Source organism: Curtobacterium sp. MCLR17_031 (assembly GCF_003234775.2).
Taxonomy (GTDB): Bacteria; Actinomycetota; Actinomycetes; order Actinomycetales; family Microbacteriaceae; genus Curtobacterium; species Curtobacterium flaccumfaciens.
In genome coordinates this window covers 2,832,033-2,854,810 of record NZ_CP126270.1, presented here as the reverse complement: position 1 = coordinate 2,854,810, position 22,778 = coordinate 2,832,033, and the positions used below count along the sequence as shown (strand labels likewise).

The following is a 22,778-nucleotide window of genomic DNA, read 5'->3' as shown; positions in this document are numbered from 1 at the left end:
GGTACTCCTCGTTGGGCTGACCGAGATCTACCTCACCCTCGGACACTAGAAGACCAGAAGGCCCCCACCACGGTGGGGGCCTTCTGTGTTCGACGGGTGAGGACCCTGCAGCTGGAGCGAGTCGCTGCGATGAGGAGTTGGGGCTACGCCGCTGCGAGCGGTTCGAGCCGCCACGCACGCGTCGGCAAGCCGTCGACAAACTGCCACTCCTGGCGGCAGATGTCGCACACAATCCATCGGTCGTGCTCTCGGAACCCAGGAGTGTTTTCGTGCTCTTCGGCGATTGAGCCTTGCCCGCACGGGCATCGGAACGCGTACCGTTCGGTGTCGCCTGCCCCCGCGCCCCAGCCATCGTGTTCGCTGGTGCTATCGGAGATCAGTTCCGTCCGGATACCCGTGGATTCCGGTGAGCTTCGTGCCCAATCGATGATCGCTTCTCGGGCGGCTTCGATCAACGCTTCGTCGGCGTGGAGCTCATGCATGATGCTCACGAAATCTTCCGGCTGCTTTGCGACGCCGTGGTCCCCCTCCCGGAACCCCGCGGCGTAGTCGCCGGCCAGACGCGCGCGGGAGCCGTGCTCGCCCGGGCCTGCTTGCGCGACGAGCCACTCATGGAACGGACTGGTCCGCGGTGCCGCGTCTGCATCGAAGCCATCCCAACGAGCGGGCGTCTTCCCGGTAGCGCGGTACTCCTCGAGCGCGCGCTGCAGGAACGTGTAGCCCGGCGGGCGGTGGTGGTGCGCACGGACGTTGGCCCGCTGCGTACCGGCGCTTCGCCGCATGCGTCGGGTGTAGTCGACCTGCTCAGACCCCAACCCGAAGGCAGCATTCGGGCTGAGAGCGTCCGAGGTGTGCCCTCCGACGGGGATCCCAACCACTGCGGCCGCCCAGATGGCTGTTCCATTGGGGATGTAGGAAAAGTCCCCAAGGTGCTCGCCCAGGAACTCCTCCACGGTGTGCTTCAGCTCATAGCTGCCCGCGTCGGGATTCGGTTCCGCAGTCCGGTCGAACATCCTCAAGACCTCGGCGGCCAGTACGACGCGCAGGTAGTCGTCATCGGTCGACGTCTCCAGCGGGTACTTGTCAGCGGACCAGAGCCCGTTCGCACCGAGGTGCGGGATCCGTTCGTTCGAATCCGGATCTGGGGTTGACAGTGCCCGGTGCTTGGTCAACACTCGGATCACATCGCGGGCGCAGATCCGCTCACCGAGGAGGCCTTGCGCGAGCGGGTGCTCAACCACCCGGAGGGCTTGCGTGTACTTCATCCCGAAGAACTTCTGAAGCGCGCGTGCGTCGCGTTCGATCTCGCGAGGGCGTGCGGGGACGTTGTTGATGCTGGACACTCGATCACCTTCTGCGCCAATGCTCGCGACCCACGTCCGCAGAGCCGGCGTCACAGGAGAGAGATCTCAACAAGAACGGCACTGCAACTGGAACCCGCACAACGGTTGTCCTTCGAGGCCTGGACCACGTGGGGGTCCCGACTCGGAGACGAGCAGTCCAGCCAGCTCGACAACCCGAGAATACCCCAAATGAGGTCCCTGTTCACCAATCGGCGCGCAGGTTGTTCCTCAACCCAGTCCCAGGTTGGTAGCTTGACGACCATGACGACAGTTGCTCATCTCACAAATCTCAACTACGTGGTTCTCAACTTTGCGACGCAGGGGGTCCGAGCCACGCCGGAGGAGATCCGCCAAGCGGCCGAAGGTGGCGACTTGCTCGGGCGCCTCGAGGAAGTCGCTGAGAACGCGGGACTCGATGCAAGCGTCCTCGGATCGTGGACTCCCGCTGAGCGCGCTGCTATCAACGACGTGTTTGCGTCGTGGGCAAACGTGATCGACCTCGAGGGGAAGTACGGCGCTACGAGTGACCGAGCCGACCAAGGATGGATCGCTCTCGCTTTCGGAATCAACGATCAGATCCGAGCGGCCTCGTAGAGCTGAATGGCTGCTCGACCAGAGCCACAGCGCACGCTTCGGCGGACGGATAGCCGCAAGACGTGCGGTAGGCGATCGGCTAACGGACGGTTCTTTGACCCGGAGTGAGGCGGCCGCTCGAGGCGTCGGTGGACCGTGTGAGGATCACCGCGTGGCACAGAGAACAGGGGCACCCACGGCGGACGTTCGAAGGGCGCGGATGCTGAAGTTCCTCGCGCGCGCCGATTGGGTGTTGAAGGGGCCGATATTCGACGCACGCCCGATGGACGCGCAAGGGTGGGAGATGCGCTTCCGGGTACAGCCCATCCCCGGCACCGACCGAGTACAGATCGTCGGCCTCGATCTCGGCGTACCTGACCTCGACGACGACGTCTTGCAGGCCAATGCGGCCCGCTGCCGCGTCTTCTTCGCGATGAAGGAGGACAGCTATCTACCGACGGTCGTCTCACTGCTGCGACAGTCGGTCGGCGCGCACCGCCGCGCAGAGCTCGATGGGCTGAAGCGCTTCGTCAATGCGAGAGTGAAGAACGGAGATCTCGTTGGCGCCCACATGTACTCCGGCCGAGTGCTCGGTGATAACGGCGAGAACGCTGGCCAGATGCACGGCAACGACCAGATCGCGATGGACTACATCTATGGCCGACTTCTGCACGAGACGCCGGACGCCCTGAAACGACTCGACGACGTCACGACGGACGCCACGGTCCGTCACGCAGTCGTCTCGAAGCTGCACGACCTCATGCAGGCGGTGTACTGGACGCGTGCCGAACTGCTACGCGCAGCAGCCGCAAACGACCTCGACTTTGAACTGCCGGAGGAGGTCCGGAAGGGACGCAATTCGTTCGGCGGAGTCCTGCCACAACCTTGACGAAGCCGGCCGAACTTGTTCAGATAGCTGATCGGCTACTGGACGGCCTCGGCGTGCCAGATTGAGCTCTCCCCCTGCTTCAGGCGACGTGCGAAATGCCAGTTTCGATGGCGTCTACGACGCGATGTCAAGGCGCAGCAGCAGGTGAGGCACCGAGGTTGGCCCGCAGCGCTTCTCCGACGGCGTCCATCACGACGGAGACCTGCTCTCCGAAAGTGCGCATCTGCTCGAAAGCAACAGCATCCGCTTCCTCCGGGCGTCCGGTCTGGGTGCGCGGCGGAAGTGTCGACACAAAGTCGCACTGCGATTCGAACAACGCGATCGATCGACGGAGATCCTCGTCAAGGAGCCGGTTCCGGAGGCGGATGACATCGACTCCATTCGCATGCATCTCCTCGCTGTACTGATGGGGGAGCTGTGTGTACTTGCCGTCTCGAGCTTGCATGTGATCGAAGTGCATCGTGCGGCCAGTGAGTCTTGCCATGAGCTGGATGGCGTCTTGTAGCTCGAGCAGCGTTGCACGCTGGAACTCGTGCCGTTCTCGTCGGTTTTCCGCGTCCCGTTCGTCGTGACGTGCTGCGCGCTCTCGGAGCGTCGTGCGACGATCGCGCCGCGCATCGTTGAGCCCCGAGAGCATGTACCCGAGGATCGACCCGATCACGGCAACGCCGGCAATGACAACCTGACCCCACAGTCCCGCATCCATATGCGTCATTCTTCTCTCTTCGTGACGGCGCCGTCTCACCAGCTCCTGTGCGGACCGGAGTCGAGACGAAGCTCCTCCGGTCCGCCCCCACGGCCCAGAGGACTCGTACGAACCGTGCGGTAGCCGATCGGCTACCGAGACCTTGGCGAACCGACCCACGGCACCTCGCCTCATCCCTCCAAGATCTCTGGCGGGTCGACCGACCGGGGCTCCGACGGGGGTCGCGGGTACAGGCGTTATGTTTCACGTCATGGCGCGATTTGATGAAGAAACCTGCGTGTTCTGCACCAACCCCAGCGTTGGGGTTGGTGAACACGTCTGGCCTTCTTGGTTCATCGCCGAGTTCCACGGGCAGGGGCCGTTCACCAGCGCGCACGGCGGTGAGACCTACGTGAGTCGGGACGGGACGCCGCAGAAGTCCGAGGCGCTGCCTGGCGTGCACGTGCCCATGTGCGCCGTTTGCAATACCGCGCTGAACACACACCTTGAGGTGCCTGCGAAACCCGTCGTCCGGGAACTCCTCGAGCACGGCGAATCGTCCGACGATTTGCTCGTGTCCGAGGCCGACAGTGCAGCCTTGGCAGGGTGGCTACTGAAGGTCGGGCTGCTCTCGGAACACCCGACACGGCGCCACGACCTCCCAGCGATGGATCGTGACGTAGACGTACCGATGCTGCGCACTGTCCACCCTGAATGGTTCTCATGGATGACCGCTGGACAGTCGCCGCCTGACGGCTTCTCGGTGTACCTCACTCGTCGCGAGCTCACCGACGACCCGCCGCTCGACAAGAGCGATCAAGAGCGGATCGTCCTCCCTCGCGTCACGGTGGATGGTCGCGATTTGGGTTTTATGTCGGTGTCTTTTGGCTTCACTGGGGTCAACGTGACGATAGTTTGGCATCCTGGATGGCCGATCGACCACCCCCAGGTAAGGGCGAGCCGAGCGGTTCGGATTTGGCCGGAACCCCACGATTTCAACTTCGGCGCCCTGCCGGGGGTAAACCCCCGTGAGTTCCGGTTCATGGACGGAATGATTCTCGAGATCGGGATGACCACTGCTCAGTTCGCGAAGCGCACACGTACGCCCTTATCGGTAGACACCGACCCGATTGCCTCATTCCTCGGCATCGACGACGGTGCAGACCACGCTGAGCTAGGCGACTAGTACCAAACTGGGACGTCCTCGAACTCGCCGCAGACCGGATCCCGGTCGCGGTGGCCTGCCGGGTGCTCGGTTTCTCAAAGCAAGCGTTCTATCGCTGGCGGGCCAGCCCGGTGACCGATCGGCATTCGGACACGTCATCGGAAGCCGACGGAGGTATCCGCTTCGCTGGTGCTGCGTGTCCACGACCGATAGACAGTGAGCCACGTCCAACGAAGGAGTTGCCGATGCTGGTTCAGGTTTGTGGTCTTCCCGGTGCAGGGAAGTCGACGCTGTCTGCTGCGATCGCGGAGTTGACGTCCTCGCTGACGCTTCGCGTTGATGCGATCGAGGGCGTGATGTGGAAGTACCAGATTCCGCGGGGGCAGTCTGGGATCGCCGCGTACTCGATCATGCATGTCATCGCGGTGCCGAATCTGCGGCGAGGACAGGTGGTCATCGCCGACGCGGTGAGCGGTGTGGAACCCGCTCGGGCTGGATGGGTGTCGACAGCGGAAGCCGCTGGGGTACCACTGCGCGTGATCGAGGTCGTGTGTGCGGACGTCGACGAGCGCCGTCGCCGCGTGGAGCAGCGTGCGAACGACCTTCCGGGGTTCACCTTGCCGATGTGGGACGAGGTACAGCGCACTGTCGACGAGTACGAGCCGCGCACGGACGATCGACTCGTCGTTGACAGCACCCGCCCACTCGAAGAGACGGTTCGCCAGGCCGTCGACTACCTGGCACTCGACGCCCGGTAGAGGATCGGCTATTGAGACTGGTTGAAGGGAGGCGCGTAGAACGCATAGATTGCAGCTGATGGCTGATGGGGGAGTGCGCGACGAGATCCGCGCTGAGGCCGATCGCCTCGAGGAGAACGCGACATTCGGGCAACAGGGGAACCTTGAAGCGGCGAAGCTGTGGACCTGTTGGAGCTGGGTGTTGGGAAGCGTCATTGCTGTGGGAAGCGCTGTGGGCGGTGTGCTGACGTTCGCAACTGACGGGTTGCAGCACCTCGCCGGTGGGCTGGCGTTGTTGGCAGCAGCAGCAACCGGCGTTCACGGAACCCTGCGGCCTGCGAAGCGTGCGGAGCGCGCGCAATCAGTTGCGGTGCAGTTTCTTGCGATTCAGGACCGAGCACGCCGACTCCGACGCGTCGACGCGCTGACGTCGCTTGATGACTCGGTTCTCAGGGACCGTCTTGACGAGATTGCATCACAGCTCGACGCTGCGCGTGAACGGGCGGACCCGACGCCGCGGTGGGCCTATCTCCGGGCGAAACGGAATATCGAGCGCGACGGTGGTCAGACTCATCGGGCGGACGCCCGATGACCGTGCAGAGCTACCTGGATGATGCTGTCGCTGCGATGACGCCCTCAGTGGAGGACCGCACGGTCGCGAGTGCCCATCGAACCGCCATCCAGGATGCAGTTGTATCCGGCATGGATGCGTTCCGGATCTTCGAGACTGGGTCCTGGTCCCATGGGACCGCCCTCCGTGTGTGGAGCGACGTCGACTACTTCGCATCGATGCGGCATGTCCGTCCGAGCCAGAGCTACGACGACATCCTGCAGCTGAAGAACGTCCTGGCGGACAAGCTTCGGTGGTCCGCACGGTCCGTCACGATCGACCGTCCCGGGGTGCGCATCGAGTGGCCTAGCGGACCACCCACGGAGGTCATGCCAGCGCACATCACTGGCGATGATGACTATTGGATCCCTGATCCAAAGGGCACGGGGTGGGTGAAGTCGAGTCCGTTGAAGCACAACGAGTACGTCAACGGCACCCGTGATTTGATCCCGCGGACGAAGGACTTCGTGCGGCTCGTAAAGTTGTGGAAGTACCGGTCGGGGGCGCCGATCACGTCGCTGTACCTGGAGTTGCGTGCGGCGAAGTACCTGCGCGAGCACCAACCGTTCGCGATGATGCTGGACCTGACGGGCTTTTTCTCCTGGCTCAACGAGATCGAGCTCGCCGGCTTGAACGACCCAAGCCGCTTTGATGGCCGCCGGATCACCGCGGCAGGCGACTCGCTCCTCCCGCTCGCGCGGCTGTATTCAGAGAGGGCCGCCTCGCGAGCCGATCAAGCCAGAAGCGCGTACCTCGCGTCGGACTATCTCGGCGCGCAGTTGCATCTTCAGCAGCTCATTTCGCCGTAATCGCCTCCGTCGGCAGGGGTCGACGATCGAGGTGTACTTCTCGTCGCCACTACCGGTTGGTGCGCGCGTCCGCGCTCGCCCAACATGTGTGCCCGCCCGACGCCGAGCCACCGGCTGTCCAAGCGCCGCAACGCTGACCCGCTGGGGAGCGACCGCTTACTACCGTCCGAAGTGGCGCGCGGGTGCGGGGACTACGGTCGGGCGAGGGGTCTAACCAGCCTCCTGCACGGGCCGGAGTTGAGCTGACGATCCTCCGGTCCGTCCCCATGCCGGTGGACTCATGCAGGCTCTACGGTGAGCGATCGGCTATCGAGACGGAACATGAAGTGCCCGCCGGAGTTTTCGCGTGCCGGCACTGTGGCAGAGTCGACGAATGCAAACTCCGGAAGATATTGGACTGCGATCCAAGCTCGGCGAGCTCCTAGGTGCACTCAGGAGCGCTCGTCAGAGCGGGTTGGAAGACGAGACGAGTGAGCTATGGGACCGCGTTTACGACGACACGGACTACATCGTGCTCGAAGATGCACTCTCGCTCGCCAAGCGCGTCCTAGATCTCCCGAAGAACAGTCACGAGTGGAACAACTTGGCACGATGCGCCGGGAACGTGCAAGACGCTGTTCGGGAAGCCTTCGCGAATTGACTCCCAGTGGGGTGGGGCGTGTTCGGCGGCGTGCTGCACCTCCTGACGACCGTCGGCTGTTGCCGCTACCCTCACGCCATGAAGCGACCTGCACCGAGACCCGAGGGCTACGAGCGATGCGGATCTTGCGGTGCACTTGTTCGAGTTGTCGTTGCCGACGGGGCCGTCAGTGGGTTCGAGCGGCACAAGGTGCCGTCGAGCCATCTCCGGTGCGAGAACGGAACGCAGCCGGTCGCGAAGCCGAAGAAGAAGCCGCGACGGGCGCACAAGGGGAAGTCTGTCCGTGCTGTGGGCGGCGGGCTTCCTGGCCTGGGTAAGCACAACTAGGAACACGAGCAGGGGAGAGTGACATGGTCGCGGAGAACGATGTGCGGGCGATGGCGGCGCGGGCGCAACTGGTGCTGTCGGACGATGAGTTCGCCGGCATCGTCCGGTTGGTGAACGAGACGGGCGATCTCGCACCTGAGCCGGCGGTCGTCGAGCGGTTCAATTCGGGATCGCTGACTCCGGGGATGCTGACGTTCTTCCTGCCGAGGATGTGGCGGTATCGGCTCGGTGATGCCCCCGTTCCGATTGAGGTGTGGCGGGCAATGTTCGAGTTCGCCGAATACACCGAGGACATGGTCGTCCAGCGACGACGTCGCGGGACACGGGTGGCGTTCCGGGGCGCGACGGATGCGAACCGGGAGGGTTTGTCGTGGTCCCTTGACGTCGAGCAGGCTCGCTACTTCGCCCGTGACCGTCAGGCACCGAGAGACCGGTCGGCAACCGTGTGGGTAGCCCGCATTCCGAGCGATCGCGTGTACGCGCGATACATGGACGGGTTCGAGAAGGAGATCGTCGCTGACGTGCGCGGCTTGGACGTACGTTCGCTCGAGGAGTGGCGCTCTGACGGTGTTCCGCGGTGGCGTCGCTTGAGTGCTTTGGCGCGAGTCTGACCGGAGTCAGATCACGCTGCCGAACAGCGCTGGTACCTCGTCGCGCAGGTAGGCAACGAGTTCGTTCACGGGGACGTCCGGGTAGCGAGCGTCGTTGATCGCCCACGGGATGTGGTGTGCAATCGTTGCCCAGCTCGGCGGTTCGATGCCAAGGCGCTCACATTCAGTCCGAAGCCCTGATGTGAATGCGACCGCGGAATACGCTGTGAGAAGTGGGTCGAGGCGCCACGTGTCGCAGAGGGTGTTTCCCCAGGGGTCGCCGGGGTGGAAAACGTCGCCGGCGCCACGGTCGTAACTACACGCCGCGAGCAGCCCCTCGTGCTCACTTGCGGTCTCGATGAGGATCGTCTTCGGAGACTGCTTCTCCTGAGTGAAGGCGTTCGCCGTGGGATGCTGATGCGGTGCTCCTGCTGACCGAAGCCCTGCGAGGTGACTGGCTCGTGAAGCGAGCCGGTCGATGGGCGACCGTCGGCGGTGTCGCTGGCACGGGCTTCGATGCGTACGCGCGGCTGCTGCACCCGGTGGATGCGCACCGTACTGACCCGAACACGGTCGACGAGTGGGGCAATCCCGTCGATCTTGAGTACACGCGTTGGCGGTGGGCTGAGGTTGCGCGCCGTAACGGCCGGGTGATGCATCCCCTGGTGCAGTGGTTCCGCATCAGCGATGACGAGCACACGAGGGACTGGTCGGATGGGTGGAGTGTCGGTCAGTCCGACGATGGGTGGTTCAACCCGGAGGACCTCGCGGTCCTGACCACGCACCTGCGGGGCGCGACGCGGAACCCGGACGACCTGGTCATCGGTGCGTGGGAAGGCACCGGCAACCCGCCCTGGGCCGAGGGAGGCCGGAACACACGCGCGCGGGCTCGCATGCAGATGCCATGGCCCGGTCGGGACATGTGGTTGTTCAGCTCGAGCCTGCGCGAGCTTGCTGACCCATCGTGGGCGCAGCGCTCCGTCCCCGGATGGGGATGCAGTCGCCCCCAGCAGGAGGGGCCGTACACGTCGCTGATCTGGCCCGCGGATCACACCTGGGTCGTCGCTTCCGAGGAAGACTGGGACTCGACGATCGTCGCCGGCTCACGCGCACTCGTCGACAGCATCCTCGCGGACGATCACTTCGAGGCCTTCGAGGTGCACGAAGACGACGACCTGAGCTGGGACGGCGATCTCCTCAACCCCCGCCAACAGCCGACGTCAGAGCTCTGAGGCGACCAGACCCCCGTGAGGAATCGGCTACGGGACGGACGGTCACGGGCTCGCTTGCTCGCTCACTTTCGCGCGCTTGTGACTGTTCAGCGGTTAGGTGAGCAGCCCGATGGTGAGCACGACGATCCCGCCCGCCGTGAGCAGGGCCGGTCCCGCGACCCGGCCGGGAGCGGGCCGTTCCGTCGTACGTGCGAAGAAGGCGGCGACGAGCATCGACGTCGCGCCTCCGTAGATGAGCACGAAGGCTTCGGGGAAGAAGCCGATGATGTGGACCACGAGCCCGGCGAAGACCGTTAATGCCGACGTGAACAGGTGGGCTCTGGAAGCTGCTGGGAGCTCAGGCATTGCTCGTGTTCTGAGGAGAAGGCCGATCAGACACCAGATCGAAGCGGTCGCGAAGAGCGCACCGCTGATCGAGATGATCGCGGCTCCGATCACGTCGAGGTTCACGCGCTACACCGCTCCGGTAGAGCCGTGTTCAGGTGTTCCGAACCAGGCGGCGAGTGCCTCTGTGAGGGAGGCGGGGTCGGTGTGGGACCAGGCGACGAATCCGTCGGGCCGAATCAACATCGAGGTCTGTTCATGCGTTGTGGCCAGCGGCACGTAGTCGACGCGGTCGTTCCATCGAGCGATGGTGTCGCGGTACGTGCCGGTCGCGTCGACCAGGATGGGGTGGGCGGTGCGGAGCAGTTCCGGGATTCTGCGGATGGTCCCGTCGGCGAGTTCGACCTGTGATGACGGTGCAAACCATCCGGTGGGGCCGTCGGGGTTCGCGGAGTTCGCGGGGCTCGTGTCGTAGCGGACGTCCGAGCCGGCGAGGAGATCTGCGATGCGCTGCACGGTGGTCGTGTCGGCGAGCATCTCGGCGAAGAGGTCGCGGAGGGCGGTGACATCCGAGCCGGGCGCCATGAGGGCGGTCTGCGCTTGGGTCTGCATGAAGACGCGTTGTCCGAGCGGGCGCCGCTCTGTCTCGTAGGTGTCGAGCAAGCCCGCGGGGGCCCAGCCGTGGAGGCTGGCGGCGAGTTTCCAGGCGAGGTTCGCCGCGTCCTGAAGCGCGAGGTTCAGGCCGGGTCCGCCTGCGGCAGAGTGCACGTGTGCGGCGTCGCCGAGGAGGAAGATCCGCCGGTCGCGGTAGCGGTCAGCGACGCGTGTGTTCCGACCGGTCAGACGGCGCAGCAACGTCGGCTCACCGTCGGCCGGCGCGTTGAGGTCGAGGCGCACGCCGAGGACGCGCTCAAGGCTGTCCTCCATCTCGGTCAATGTCATGGCTGCTCCCTCACCGGGGAAGCTGCGGTCAGGCTGGTCCTCCCATTCAGCGGTGTAGACAAGCGGGTGCTCCGGGTCACGGAGGGCGATGGTGACGACGCCGGTTTCAGTGCGGTGGAAGCTCTCCGCGATCTCTCCCAGACCCGCAACGTGCACTTTCCCGGGGCCGGCGGGCGTCAGCTGCTCAGTTGGTGCGATCAGGGCTGTGCGGTCCACGATGTGGTGGTCGGTGTTGCCGGGGAAGCCGATACCGGAGAGCTTCCGAACAGTGCTTCGCGCGCCGTCACTCCCCACGAGGTACTGCGCCGACGCGGTGCTCTCAGCTCCGGTCGCGACGTCGACGAGGTCGACGGTGACGGAGTCGTCGTGTTGGGTGAAGGAGCGCATCTCGACGCCACGACGGATCGCAACGCCGAGTTCCGCTGCGCGGTCGTTGAGTACGCGCTCGAGGTCGCGCTGGTTGATGTGGAGCAGGTACATCGGGTTGCGGTCGCCGAGCGAGTGGAGCGGCAACGGCAGCGCTCCGAAGAAGAAGCCCGGAGCCGGCTCCGGGACGGCCCGCCCAGCACACCGCTCGAACAAGCCGCGGTGGTCCAGTAGTCGGACGACCTGCCCGGTCAAGCCGTGCGCCTTGTCCCATTGGTTGATCTCGGGGAGGCGTTCGAGGACGAGGGGGTTCACACCCGCGAGCTTCAGCTCGCAGGCGACGAAGATGCCCACGGGTCCGCCTCCGACGATGACGACGTCGTACATGATGGTCTTCCTTCTGGCGAAGAGTGTGGGATCAGTGGTCAGCGGAGGTGGTCGAAACCGTCGCCGAGGAGTTGGAACGCAGCTCGGAGGATCGGCTGGAGGGGTTGTGGCTCCGCGCGCGCCGCCCAGGACTCCAGCGTTGTCAACAAGGTCGACAGCGCAGCGGCGGACACGAGACCAGGCACGGGATCTTCCGGTGCTGCATCAGAGCGCGCCGCGACGGCGGCCGCAAACACTGCGTTCGCTGCGCGGGCACCTCGATCGACGGCTGACTGCATGCCTGGCGTCGACAGCACTGCAAGCAGCCCGCTCTGCTCCTCCCGGGACGGGGCCGTCGTCTCTTCTGCCTCGTACGGCGCGAGCAGCGCCTCCGTGACGGCAGTCCACAACGGCTCCTCGCGTGGCCGCTGGAGCAGATCGTCGGCCGCCGTGCGCACGCGTTGCACGTGGCGGTCCGCGATCGCGTCTTCCTTGCTCGAGAAGTAGTTCCCGAACGTCCGCCTCGACACTCCGACCCGACCGACGATGTCCTCGACACGGATGTTGTCGAGCCCCCGCTCCCGGGCGAGCAACACTGTCGTCACACTCAACGCGTCACGGATCGCTGCCTTCTTCTGCTCACGGAACGAGATCTCGTCTGTCATGACACCAAACTAGAACAAGTTTGCCCATTGGGCAAGTTTACTCAATGGGCAACTACTGACCTCGGGATCAACGGATCACAGACGGTCGTTCACGAGACACTCATCGACCCGGGGGAGAGCGGCGTGCCCGAGTGGAACGACCGTTGCGCTCGCTCGAAAGCCTCCTGCGCGTGGGCATCTCCGACTTCGACGTTGCACCCAGCGCCGGGTCGCGGTTCGGGGTGGTCGTGCTCGGACTCGCGAGCGCGGTCGCCGGAGTTCTTGCCGTCATCGGATGGCCACTGCCCGTCATCTCGTCGACACACGGCCGAGGTCAGCACGCGTGGGCGCGCACCGTCCGTGAAGTCCACGACTGGTTCGCGCACGACGGCTGGCGGATGTCCGGCGCATCGTGGATCTACGGTGCTCTCGCGGTCGTCGCCCTGGCCGCCGTTGTCATCCTGCGCCATCCTGCCTGGAGCGGCCGCCGTGCGCTGCTCATCGTCGTCATTCCGGCCGCAGTGTTCCTCGTGTTGGGCCCCGCGCTCCAGTGGGCTCTCGGGCTGCCATGGTCGAACTACGGAAGCGGATCGGCCGGCGGGACGGCCATCGGCATCGTCGTCACGGTCGTGTGCGGCGCCGTGCTCACGGGGTTCCGTCAGGCCCTGCGGCGAAGAGCCCGCCGCGACGAATCGGCGCCCGCCCGCTGAGGAGGCCGAGGTCGGAGCAAACGGGGGCTGTGCTGGGGCGAACTCCGAATCGGCGTTGCTGGTTACCGCAATATCGCTGAGGAAGCATCGTGTGCGCCGGTTGTCCGGCAGTACGGTCCGGGAACAGCCTGACCCGAGGCTGCGAGAAGCCGACCCGAAGGCGACCCGATGGACAACTGCGACGAGCGACGGCCTGGCGCCCTCCCGTTCACGAAGCATCTCGGCGAGCAGTTCGGCGGTGATCTCCGGCGGACAAGAGCAGCTCCGGTCGCGCCACGACTCCACGGCTCGGTGCAGGCGACTGCCGTACAAGCGCACTCCGGCGGCGGCCCGAACGGCGGACTCCGTCAGGGCGTTGCTGGTCCAGTCCCGTTGCGGTTCGAGATGGCGAGCACGGGGCTGTCCCTCGCCGGCATGGGTGTCGCGATCGGATGCGGAGTCGCGCGCACGATCGGCCCGCGAGCCCTGCCAGCCGCCAGGAACGCGGATCTCGAGGTGCGCGACGCAGAGCTCGACGAACGCGACGGGTTCGAGGCACAGCTCGCCGCGGTGCTCACGGAGTCCCGGCCTCTCGTCGTCGAACTCGCTGCAGAGGAGCTGGCGGCGGACACCATCGTCATGCCCGTCGTCGGTGACCGTGTCCACTACAGTCGGGGTTCCGGGCACCTCATCGGGCTGCAGGGAGTCGTCGTCGCGTCCGATGACGGACACGCCCTGCCGCGCGGGCTGCGGTCCGTGCAGCTCGACGGTGAGGCGTGGCCGATCGTCGTCGCGGTGGTGTCCCTGGACCGGATCTAGCTGATGCTGCGACCAGGTGCCGGTCCCGGCACGAGCGCCGCGACGCGCTCGTGCCGGGACTGCCGTCATGCGGCCGGACTGAGGAGGCGCCCGGTGAACTCGCGCAGAGCCTGTACGGCCCGCTTCGACAGCGTCGCGTCGGGCATCATGCTCGTCGATCCGTGGAACGCTCCCGGCCACACGTGCAGTTCCGCCTGGACGCCCGCGGCCCACAGCGAGTTGGCGTAGGCGACGGTCTCGTCGCGGAACACCTCGGTGCTGCCGCAGTCGATGTACGCGGGCGGGAGCCCGGTCAGGTCGGTCGCGCGGCCGGGTGCAGCGTAGACGGAGACGTCCTCGCCACCCCGCCGGTCACCGAGGTAGGCGTCCCAGCCGAACCGTGTCATCTCCCGGTCGGCGACCCCGACACCGTCGAACTGCCGAGCCGACAGCGTCGCGTCGCGGTCGTCGAGCATGGGACTCACGAGCACCTGGCCGATGACGGAGGGACCCTGTCGGTCGCGGGCGAGGAGGGCGGTGCCGGCGGCGAGACCGGCGCCGGCGCTCTGCCCGACGAGGACGATGCGTTCCGGGTCGATGCCGAGTTCGTCGGCGTGCTCGGCTGCCCAGACGAGACCGGCGTAGCAGTCCTCGACCGGGTACGGGTCCGGGTGCTCCGGCGCCAGGCGGTAGTCCGGGCTGACCAGGACGACGTCGTGCACCAGCAGCCACTCGTCGTAGGAGTCGAGGTTGCCGAGGTGGTGGCCGAACATCATCCCGCCGCCGTGGATCGCGTAGGCCAGGACAGCCGTGCCGGTGCGGCCGGTGCGTTGGATCACGGCGAGGTCGATCGGGTCACCGCGGTGCCCCGGGACCGTGATGTTGCTCCGCTCGAGGCCGCGAGCACGCAGTCCGTCGTCGAGCTGCGCCTCGGTCATGTCCAGCTGTCGCATCTGCGGCAGCATCTGCGTCGTGAGGTGGAAGCGGCCTCGCGCGTCCATAGCGGTGAGGAAGGGCACGAACTCGGGGTCGAACGGCGGGCGGGGGAGGGCGATGGTGTCAGACACGGGAGGTCTCCTCGGTGATGGTGGTCGGGTCGGTGTGTGCAGGGGTGGTGTCGGCAGGTTCGGACGGTGCCTCGTCCGCTGGTTCGACGGCGGGCCGGGCTCGGAGCATGCCGACCACGACGAGCAGTGCTGCGACCGCGGCGAGGCCGAGCCCGGCGACGGTGAGGGCATCCTGGAAGCCCTCGAGCCGGGCGGCGGTCCAGGTGGTCGTGGTGATGCTCCCGGCGACGAAGGCGGCGACGATGGTCCCCGCCGCGGCCACGGCGGCACCGCCCGCGAGCTCGCTCGACGTGTCGACGAGCGCCGCCCCGACGGAGGTGCGGTCGGCGGGCAGGCCCGTGAGGACCGAGGCGCCGGCGACGACGCCGACGACCCGCATGCCGGCGGCGACGAGCACGAGCGCGACGAGCACCCACAGGTACCCGTACCGGCTCAGGGCGCCGAAGACCGCGAGACCGGAGACGACCGAGACGGCGCTCATCCAGGCGGCGCGGCCCAGGCCGACCCGCTGCACGAACGGCCCGACGAAGCGGCCGCCGACGAGCAGCACGACCACCTGCGGCAACGTCCCGACGGCGGCCAGCGCCGGCGGCCAGCCCCAGGCGAACTGCAGCTGCAGGGTCACGAGGTACGACAGTCCGGCGACGGCCAGACCCGACGCGGCCTTGAACGCCAGTCCGCTCGAGACGAGTGGTCGGGCGAGCAGGTGCAGGTCGATCAGCGGGTGCCGCGCGGTCCGCTCGCGGGCGACGAACCCCACAGCGCAGATGGCGGCGAGGGCGAGGACGGCCCACCCCCACCAGCTGTTGACTCCGGACTCGACCAGGATCGTCGGCGCCACGAGCGCTCCAGCCGTGGTCACGGTGCCGAGCAGTGCTCCGACCACGTCGACCGGATCACGATGGAGCCCTGAACCCTCGTCGCGGGCGACACCGAGCCGGATGCCGACGAGTGCGAGGACCGCGATGGGCACGTCGGCCAGCAGCAGCACCTGCCACGGGGCGACGGCGAGCACGAACCCGCCGACGGTCGGCCCGATGGCCAGTCCCACGAGCCCGGCCGTCGAGATGACGGTGAGCGCCCGCACCCGGAGACCTTCGTCGTCGAAGAGGCGGAACGCCAGCGCCATCGACCCGGGCGTCGTCATCGCCGCGGCGACGCCCATCGCGACCCGCACGGCGATCAGCTGCTCGGTCGACGTGACCACCGCCGTGGCGAGGCTCGCCAGGGCCAGCAGGACGAGCCCGGCGAGCATGACCCGGCGGCGTCCGACGCGGTCGGCGACGGCGCCGAACAGCAGCATCAGCCCTCCGAAGGCGACCGAGTAGGCACCCGAGACCCACTGCAGGCCCGTCGTCGACGAGCCCAGGTCGCGACCGATCGTCGGCAGGGCGACGTTGAGCACGGAGTTGTCGAGCATCTCGAACAGGAACACCGCGGACAGCCCGGCCAGGGCGATCCAGGCGTCGCGCAGACGAGGAGAAGAACCACCGCCGGGCACGTGCCCGGTGGTGAGAGCGGGACTGGGGGACACGATGGCGCACTCCTTCGAGGGAAGAAGTGGCGACTCGTTCGATGCCGCGTGCTGGTGCGCCGCAGATCGCGGCGCCTTTTACCTCAGTGATCGAGACCATACACGGACTGTCCGCTCGAGGAAAGTCCGCGGCGGGCGTCCCGGTTGCTGCCGTCGCAGTTCGAGCTGTGAAGTGGCAGGACCTACCCTGGACGGATGCTCTCCCGCCGCGAAGCCGCCGTCCGGCTCGACATCCCCCTCGAGATGGCGACCCGCCACGGCATCCCGTCGCGCCTGAGCGAAGCGGAGCTCGACGCGATCGAGCAGGACCCGCCCGCCTGGCTCGTGCAGTCCCGCGCCAACCGCACCGGCACGAAGAAGGTCTGGACGCGCCTGGAGTGCGTGGTCTGCGGCTTCGACGAAGAGGCGCGCCCGAAGAAGTGGTGGCCCGAGTGGGACTACCTGATGTGCGACTACCACGCCCCGTACCAGGCGCCCGAGCCCACGGCCGGCCTGACGCGACGCGAGGTCGAGGGCATCGGCAGCCGCTTCATCGCGCTCGTCGACGAGAAGCTCTGAGCAGCAGCACGATGCGCCTGCTGAGCGAGGCATCGCGGGGCGACTGGCTCGTCGCGCGTGCCGGACGCTGGGCGAGTGTCGGTGGCGTCGCGGGCACCGGGTTCGAGGCGTACGCACGCCTGTTGCACCCGGTCGGCGCGCACCGGGCGGACCTCGACACCGCGGACGAGTGGGGCGACCACCCGGACGTCGAACACACCCGCTGGCGGTGGGCGGAGGTCGCGCGCCGCAACGACCGCGTGATGCACCCCCTGGTGCAGTGGCAACGCCTGACCGACGACGAGCAGACGAGGTCCTGGGCCGACGGCTGGCGCGTGGACCAGTCGGACGACGGATGGTTCGACCCGCAGGACCTCGCAGTCCTCACCACGCACCTGCGGAGCGTGACGTCGACCCCCGGAGACCTGGTCGTCGGAGCGTGGGAGGGGACGGGTGGTCCGCCGTCGGCGGAACGCCGGCACCGGATCCGACGTGCGCGGGGGCTGATGGCCTGGCCCGCGCGGGACACCTGGCTCTTCAGTGCGACCCTGGACGAGCTCGCCGATCCGTCGTGGGCACAGCAGGCGGTCCCGGGGTGGGAGAGCTTCGGGTGGCACGACCAGGTGGCGCCGCACACGACGTTCATCTGGCCGGAGGACCACGCGTGGGTCGTCGCCGCCGAGGAGGACTGGGACTCGACGATCGTCGCCGGATCGCGCGCGCTCGTCGACGGCGTGCTCGACGACGACCGGTTCGAGGCGTTCGAGGTCCGCGAGCACGACGACCTGTCGTGGGACGGAGACCTGCTGAACCCACGCAGGTCTCCTCTCCCCGAGGGCTGAGCGGGGCCGCCACCGCGTCGTCCGGAACCCGCCAGCTCGTCCGCGCTCGGACCGATGGGATCGAGGGGTGAACACGACTTCGACCAGAGCCGCGACCTTCCACGGACTCCACGACCACCCATCCCGGCCACTCGTCCTCGTCAACGTCTGGGACGCCGCGAGCGCCCGACTCGTCGAGGACGCCGGCGCGACCGCGATCGCCACGACCAGTGCGGGCGTCGCTTGGTCCCTCGGACGGCCGGACGGCAACACCCTGACCCGGGCGGAAGCGATGGACGCGGTCGCGCGGATCGTCGCCTCGGTGTCGGTGCCGGTCACCGTCGACATCGAGTCCGGCTACGCCGACGACGCGGACGGCGTGGCGCGCACGGTGGACGCGGTGCTCGAAGCAGGCGCCGTCGGGATCAACATCGAGGACGGCAGGTTGCATCCGGAGGCGCTCGCCGACCGGATCGGGGCAGCCCGGCGCGCAGCGGAACGAGCCGGGGTGCCCCTGTTCGTCAACGCTCGGACCGACGTCCACCTCGCCGGTCTCGTCGATCCCGGTCGACTGCTGACCGAGACGCTCGAGCGAGCTCGTCGCTACCGCGGAGCCGGCGCGGACGGCGTGTTCGTCCCCGGAGTCCGAGACGTCGAGACCATCCGCGCGCTGGTGGAGTCGATCGACGGCCCGGTGAACGTGATGGCCGGTCCGGGGTCGCCGACCGTGGCGGAACTCGCCCGGATCGGGGTGGCCCGGATCAGTCTCGGTTCCGCCGTCGCGCAGGCCGCGTACGGCGTCGTTCGGCAGGCCGCCGCCGAGCTGCGGACCACCGGCACCTACGACTCGCTGGCGGCCGGGGTGGACTACGCGGACCTGAACGCGCTCTTCTGAAAGGCGCGCGACGCCCGGAACGTGACCACGCAGACGGACGGGAGGCCCGGTGCCAGCTGGCACCGGGCCTCCCGTCCGTCCGTGGTGCGGACCTGCGGACGCTACTCGGTCGTCGAGACCCAGTCGATGAGCAGGTTGCCCTGCTCGCCCCAGTTGCCGACCTGGAACATGAAGCGGTGCGGGGTCGTCGGCACGTCGTGCGTGATCGTGCCGAGGACCTTGCCGTCGACGCTGTAGGTCACGGACTCACCGGGGACCCAGTCGACCTTGTAGGTGTGCCAGTCGCGCCACGAGACGCCGGTGCCGAGCTGGACGCGCTCGGCTTCCTTGCCCGGGGTCATCGAGTGGTGGAACACCGAGGGGCTGTCCTCGAAGTTGCCCTCGGGGAAGTCGATCTCGCCGTCGGCCCACACGTTCGACGTCGGCCACAGCATGAAGGCCGCACCGTTGCCGTCGCCGCCGGTCGCCTTCGCGCGGACCGAGAAGGAGCCACCGACGTGGTCCCAGGCGCCGGCGGAGGAGCCGAAGGTGCCGGCTGCTCCGGCACCGGTGCCGAGGGCGACGTCCATCACGCCGTCGTGCACCGACACGGTCTTGCTCGGCGCGTAGATGCCCGAGGTGCCGTCGGGGTAGGGCTGCCACGACTGCGGGTACAGCGACTGGACGAGGCCGGTGACGGCGTTCGTGGTGAAGTCCTCGACGAACGGGGCGTCCGGTGCGATCGCGGACAGGTCCGCCGGGGAGGCATCCGCCTCGGGTGCGGCCTCGGACTCGGGCTCGGCCTCTGCGTCGGGCGCGGGCTCGGCCACGGGGGCGGAGTCCTCGATCGGCGCGGAGTCCTGCTCGGGCTCCGTGTCCGGGGTCCACTCGTCGGTGGGGGCCGGGGCCTCCGTCTCGTCCGGGGCCGGCGTCGGGGTGGGGTTCACCGGGGCGTTGTGCCAGCGGCGCTCGCCGTCCCAGCCCCACCAGGTGCGGGCGGAGGCGGCGGTGGGGACGCCGAGGACCAGGGCGCCGGCGGTCGCGACCGCCAGGATCGCGCGGTGCCGGATCATCGGGTGCCCCCTCGGGTGACCGGGGGCGTGGGCGTGGTGCGTGAGGTCGTGCCGCGCGAGGGCGTGCACGTGCTTCGGGTCGAGATGTCGGGCTCCTCGTGGATGCTCGGGCGCAGGATGCGGGGAGGGACGGACGCACCAGCCGGCCGGATGCCGAGGGTTTCGTTGACACGTCCACGGACATCTTGCATCATTTGTGACCCGTTCGGGGGGCGTCACGGAAATCGACCGACGAACGCCCGGTGTCCGCCGCCCGAACGTGCACGGTGCAACGCGCGGCGAGCCGACCGCTCAGGCCCGGGGGATCGGCTGCAACCGCTGCAGCTGCGTCACGTGCCCCGGCTCGAGCTCGTCGAGCGAGGCCACCCCGAGCAGCCGCATGGTCCGCTCGATCTGCTCGGACAGGATCTGGATCATCCGGTCCACCCCGGCCTCGCCGCCGGCCATCAGCCCGTACAGGTAGGCGCGGCCGACCATCGTGAACGTCGCGCCGAGGGCGACCGCGGCGACGATGTCGGCGCCGGACATGATGCCCGTGTCGAGGTGCACCTCGGTGTCCTTCCCGACCTCCTTGACCACGGAGGGCAGCAGGTGGAAGGGCACCGGGGCGCGGTCGAGCTGTCGGCCGCCGTGGTTCGACAGCGTGATGCCGTCGACGCCGAGGTCGGCCAGGCGCTTGGCGTCGGCCAGGGACTGCACGCCCTTCACGACGATCTTGCCCTGCCACTGGTCGCGGATCCAGGCGAGGTCCTCGTAGGTGACGGTCGGGTCGAACATGTGGTCGAGCAGCTCGCCGACGGTGCCGGACCAGCGGTCGAGCGACGCGAACGCCAGCGGTTCGGTGGTCAGGAAGTCGAACCACCACCACGGCCGCGGGATCGCGTTCACCACGGTTCGGGCACTCAGCTGCGGCGGGATCGAGAACCCGTTCCGCTTGTCCCGCAGCCGCGCACCCGCGACGGGCACGTCCACGGTGACGAGCAGGGTGTCGAAGCCGGCCTGCTGGGCGCGGGAGACCAGCGCCATCGACTTCTCGCGGTCCTTCCACATGTACAGCTGGAACCAGTTGCGCCCGTGCGGGTTGGCGTCGCGGACGTCCTCGATCGCGGTGGTGCCCATCGTGGAGAGCGAGAACGGGATGCCGGCACGTCCGGCTGCCCGGGCGCCGGCCCGCTCGCCCTCGGTCTGCATCATCCGCGTGAAGCCCGTCGGCGCGATGCCGAACGGGTACGACACCGGTGCCCCGAGCACCTGACGCGAGGTGTCCACCCGTGACACGTCCCGCAGGATCGCCGGGGTGAACTCGATGTCCTCGAACGCCTGCCGTGCGCGGGCGAGGGAGATCTCCGCCTCGGCCGCGCCCTCGGTGTAGTCGAACGCGGCCTTCGGGGTGCGGCGGGCGGCGATGTCGCGGAGGTCCCAGATCGTCAAGGCCTGTTCGAGGCGCTGCCGTCGACCCGGCAGCGAGGGCTTCTTGAACTGCATGAGCGGCGCGAGGTCCCGCACCGTCGGCAGCTGCCGCTTGACCCGCGTGCGAGCGGCGGACGCGGACCCCGTCGCGGGTGCCGGTGCCCCGGTCGCGGGGTCGATCCGGTGCTGGTCGTCGGTCGTGGTCATGCGTGGCTCCTGACGGGGGATCGATCGGGATCGGCGCGCGACGACGCCGACGGGGTGTACCGCACGGGCTCGACGCTCCGTGCGACGATGCTGCGGAGTGCCTCCAGTGAAGCCCCTCCGAGGCCTGCGAGTCCAGCGGCGCGCGCCTGCACCAGCACGTTGCCGAGTGCGGTGGCCTCGACCGGTCCGGCCACGACCGGCAGGCCGGTGCGGTCCGCGGTCAGCTGGCAGAGCAGCCGGTTCTGCGAGCCGCCGCCCACGATGTGCACGACCCGGATGGTCTTGCCGATCACGTCGGCGATGGTGCGCAGGGTCTCGGCGTACGCCGTCGCGAGCGACTCGAGGATGCTCCGGACGAACTCCGCCCGCGACGCGGGGGCGCTCAGCCCGTGTGCCGCACACCACGCGGCGATCCGCGCCGGCATGTCGCCGGGTGCCGTGAACGACTCGTCCGCGGGGTCGAAGACGGGGACCGGGGCGGTGACGGCCGCGGCGGAGGCGAGCAGGGCCTCCAGGTCGACGCGGTCGCCACCACGCTCCCAGGTGCGGACGCTCTCCGACAGCAACCACAGTCCGGACACGTTCTTCAGGAACCGGACGCGGCCGTCGACACCGCCCTCGTTCGTGCAGTTCGCGCGTCGTGCCGCGTCCGACAGGACGGGCGCGTCGAGCTCGACGCCGACGAGCGACCACGTGCCCGACGAGATGTAGGCGAAGTCCGGCTCCGTCGCGGGGACCGCGACGACGGCGCTCGCCGTGTCGTGCGACCCGACCAGCGTCACGTCGGCCTGGCCGCCGACGAGCGCGGCGACGGACGGCAGCAGGGGGCCGAGTCGGTCGCCCGGGTCGCGCAGCGTGGGCAGCAGCCCGGCCGGGAGGCCCGCAGCAGCCCGCACCGCCGGGTCCCACCCACGGGTGGTCGCGTTCAGGGCCCCGGTCGTCGAGGCGTTCGTGCGCTCGGCCGCCTCGATCCCCGTCAGCCAGTACCCGAGCAGGTCCGGCACGAGCAGCGCACGCTGCGCGAGCTGCAGCGACGGGTCGGCAGCCCACTGGAACACGGTGTTGAACGGCAGGTGCTGCAGACCGTTCCGGGCGTACAGCTCGGTGGCGGACATCCGGTCGTGCACGGGGACGACACCGCCCTGGTGCCGGTCGTCGCGGTAGTGCGACGGCAGCCCGAGCAGTCGGCCGTCGCGGAGCAGGCCGTAGTCGACCGCCCACGAGTCGATGCCGATGCTGGCGATCGCGGGGTGCTCGGCGAACGCGCGCCGCAGCCCCTCGGTCACCTGTCGGTACAGCTCGACGACGTCCCAGTGCAGGGCGTCGCGGCCGGTGTCGGCGTCGCCCTCGTGCAGGGTGACGGGGCCGTTCGGGAACCGGGCGACGTGGTCCATCCGGACCCCGTCCTGGTCGACGTGGCCGACGATCACCCGGCCGCTGGTCGCCCCGAGGTCGACCGCGGCGACGCTGCCGCTGGTGTGCATGCCGTGCTCCTGCTCGGTTCGTTGGTCGTCGCTCGTTGGTCG

23 protein-coding genes and 1 pseudogene are annotated in these 22,778 nt (G+C 68.1%); 14 read left to right on the top strand and 10 right to left on the bottom strand.

Features of this window, described 5'->3' with window-relative positions:
• Positions 1–143: 143 nt before the first annotated feature.
• Entirely contained in the window at positions 144–1,343 is a 1,200-nt protein-coding gene (locus DEI96_RS13535) for a hypothetical protein (RefSeq protein WP_220039093.1), read from the bottom strand.
• A 261-nt stretch (positions 1,344–1,604) separates the two neighbouring features.
• Here DEI96_RS13535 and DEI96_RS13530 point away from each other — a divergent pair, with 261 nt between their 5' ends.
• On the top strand, positions 1,605–1,937 hold the full coding sequence (locus DEI96_RS13530) for a hypothetical protein (protein ID WP_146246829.1): 333 nt from the start codon (positions 1,605–1,607) through the stop codon (positions 1,935–1,937).
• A gap of 199 nt (positions 1,938–2,136) precedes the next feature.
• A complete protein-coding gene (locus DEI96_RS13525; RefSeq protein WP_111022102.1) occupies positions 2,137–2,805 on the top strand; it encodes a hypothetical protein in 669 nt (222 codons plus the stop codon).
• Between the two features lie 127 nt (positions 2,806–2,932).
• On the opposite strand, the gene DEI96_RS13520 is transcribed toward DEI96_RS13525, so the two are convergent.
• Complete coding sequence (locus DEI96_RS13520; RefSeq protein ID WP_284183607.1) at positions 2,933–3,511, bottom strand: hypothetical protein; 579 nt, start codon at positions 3,509–3,511, stop codon at positions 2,933–2,935.
• A 250-nt stretch (positions 3,512–3,761) separates the two neighbouring features.
• On the opposite strand from DEI96_RS13520, the gene DEI96_RS13515 reads away from it, so the two are divergent.
• The 7 genes and pseudogenes from DEI96_RS13515 (at position 3,762) to DEI96_RS13490 (ending at position 9,600) form a co-directional block, all read left to right on the top strand.
• Positions 3,762–4,676, top strand: coding sequence for a hypothetical protein (locus DEI96_RS13515; RefSeq protein ID WP_146246830.1), 915 nt, complete (start codon positions 3,762–3,764; stop codon positions 4,674–4,676).
• A gap of 14 nt (positions 4,677–4,690) precedes the next feature.
• Positions 4,691–4,798, top strand: a pseudogene (locus tag DEI96_RS18080) (helix-turn-helix domain-containing protein); the annotation flags it as partial.
• Between the two features lie 102 nt (positions 4,799–4,900).
• A complete protein-coding gene (locus DEI96_RS13510) occupies positions 4,901–5,413 on the top strand; it encodes a P-loop nucleotide/nucleoside kinase family protein (protein ID WP_146246831.1) in 513 nt (170 codons plus the stop codon).
• A 58-nt stretch (positions 5,414–5,471) separates the two neighbouring features.
• A complete protein-coding gene (locus DEI96_RS13505; protein WP_146246832.1) occupies positions 5,472–5,984 on the top strand; it encodes an SLATT domain-containing protein in 513 nt (170 codons plus the stop codon).
• Positions 5,981–6,811 (top strand): SMODS domain-containing nucleotidyltransferase, encoded by an 831-nt coding sequence (locus DEI96_RS13500; protein ID WP_111022107.1) that lies wholly within the window; start codon positions 5,981–5,983, stop codon positions 6,809–6,811. The genes DEI96_RS13505 and DEI96_RS13500 overlap by 4 nt, the downstream gene beginning before the upstream one ends.
• Before the next feature lie 990 nt (positions 6,812–7,801).
• A complete protein-coding gene (locus DEI96_RS13495) occupies positions 7,802–8,389 on the top strand; it encodes a hypothetical protein (RefSeq protein WP_111022108.1) in 588 nt (195 codons plus the stop codon).
• Between the two features lie 401 nt (positions 8,390–8,790).
• The gene (locus DEI96_RS13490; RefSeq protein WP_111022109.1) at positions 8,791–9,600 is read left to right on the top strand and encodes a hypothetical protein; all 810 of its coding nucleotides are present in this window, start codon (positions 8,791–8,793) and stop codon (positions 9,598–9,600) included.
• Between the two features lie 93 nt (positions 9,601–9,693).
• Here DEI96_RS13490 and DEI96_RS13485 read toward each other — a convergent pair whose 3' ends face one another.
• The 3 genes from DEI96_RS13485 to DEI96_RS13475 all read right to left on the bottom strand — a co-directional run bounded on the left by DEI96_RS13485 (position 9,694) and on the right by DEI96_RS13475 (position 12,263).
• On the bottom strand, positions 9,694–9,945 hold the full coding sequence (locus DEI96_RS13485; RefSeq protein ID WP_146246833.1) for a hypothetical protein: 252 nt from the start codon (positions 9,943–9,945) through the stop codon (positions 9,694–9,696).
• Between the two features lie 108 nt (positions 9,946–10,053).
• On the bottom strand, positions 10,054–11,619 hold the full coding sequence (locus DEI96_RS13480; RefSeq protein ID WP_111022111.1) for an FAD-dependent monooxygenase: 1,566 nt from the start codon (positions 11,617–11,619) through the stop codon (positions 10,054–10,056).
• A gap of 38 nt (positions 11,620–11,657) precedes the next feature.
• Entirely contained in the window at positions 11,658–12,263 is a 606-nt protein-coding gene (locus DEI96_RS13475; RefSeq protein WP_111022112.1) for a TetR/AcrR family transcriptional regulator, read from the bottom strand.
• Between the two features lie 170 nt (positions 12,264–12,433).
• Between DEI96_RS13475 and DEI96_RS13470 the strand changes: the two genes are divergently transcribed.
• Both DEI96_RS13470 and DEI96_RS13465 read left to right on the top strand, forming a co-directional pair.
• Positions 12,434–12,952 (top strand): hypothetical protein, encoded by a 519-nt coding sequence (locus tag DEI96_RS13470; RefSeq protein WP_111022113.1) that lies wholly within the window; start codon positions 12,434–12,436, stop codon positions 12,950–12,952.
• A 495-nt stretch (positions 12,953–13,447) separates the two neighbouring features.
• Positions 13,448–13,750, top strand: a complete 303-nt coding sequence (locus DEI96_RS13465) for a hypothetical protein (protein ID WP_146246834.1) — start codon at positions 13,448–13,450, stop codon at positions 13,748–13,750.
• A 65-nt stretch (positions 13,751–13,815) separates the two neighbouring features.
• On the opposite strand, the gene DEI96_RS13460 is transcribed toward DEI96_RS13465, so the two are convergent.
• Positions 13,816–14,796 (bottom strand): alpha/beta hydrolase, encoded by a 981-nt coding sequence (locus tag DEI96_RS13460; RefSeq protein ID WP_111022115.1) that lies wholly within the window; start codon positions 14,794–14,796, stop codon positions 13,816–13,818.
• On the bottom strand, positions 14,789–16,330 hold the full coding sequence (locus DEI96_RS13455; RefSeq protein WP_349814983.1) for an MFS transporter: 1,542 nt from the start codon (positions 16,328–16,330) through the stop codon (positions 14,789–14,791). Before DEI96_RS13455 ends, DEI96_RS13460 begins: the two co-directional genes overlap by 8 nt.
• Positions 16,331–16,525: 195 nt before the next feature.
• Here DEI96_RS13455 and DEI96_RS13450 point away from each other — a divergent pair, with 195 nt between their 5' ends.
• From DEI96_RS13450 to DEI96_RS13440, 3 genes are all read left to right on the top strand, one after another.
• A complete protein-coding gene (locus DEI96_RS13450) occupies positions 16,526–16,888 on the top strand; it encodes a hypothetical protein (protein WP_111022117.1) in 363 nt (120 codons plus the stop codon).
• Between the two features lie 11 nt (positions 16,889–16,899).
• Positions 16,900–17,709, top strand: coding sequence for a hypothetical protein (locus DEI96_RS13445; protein WP_111022118.1), 810 nt, complete (start codon positions 16,900–16,902; stop codon positions 17,707–17,709).
• Between the two features lie 67 nt (positions 17,710–17,776).
• The gene (locus tag DEI96_RS13440) at positions 17,777–18,583 is read left to right on the top strand and encodes an isocitrate lyase/PEP mutase family protein (protein WP_111022119.1); all 807 of its coding nucleotides are present in this window, start codon (positions 17,777–17,779) and stop codon (positions 18,581–18,583) included.
• 101 nt (positions 18,584–18,684) lie between these two features.
• On the opposite strand, the gene DEI96_RS13435 is transcribed toward DEI96_RS13440, so the two are convergent.
• The 3 genes from DEI96_RS13435 to DEI96_RS13425 form a co-directional block, all read right to left on the bottom strand.
• Entirely contained in the window at positions 18,685–19,635 is a 951-nt protein-coding gene (locus tag DEI96_RS13435; RefSeq protein ID WP_258372668.1) for a family 16 glycosylhydrolase, read from the bottom strand.
• Positions 19,636–19,926: 291 nt separating this feature from the next.
• Complete coding sequence (locus DEI96_RS13430; RefSeq protein WP_181436732.1) at positions 19,927–21,252, bottom strand: alpha-hydroxy acid oxidase; 1,326 nt, start codon at positions 21,250–21,252, stop codon at positions 19,927–19,929.
• The gene (locus DEI96_RS13425; RefSeq protein WP_111022120.1) at positions 21,249–22,736 is read right to left on the bottom strand and encodes a rhamnulokinase; all 1,488 of its coding nucleotides are present in this window, start codon (positions 22,734–22,736) and stop codon (positions 21,249–21,251) included. Before DEI96_RS13425 ends, DEI96_RS13430 begins: the two co-directional genes overlap by 4 nt.
• Positions 22,737–22,778 lie beyond the last annotated feature (42 nt).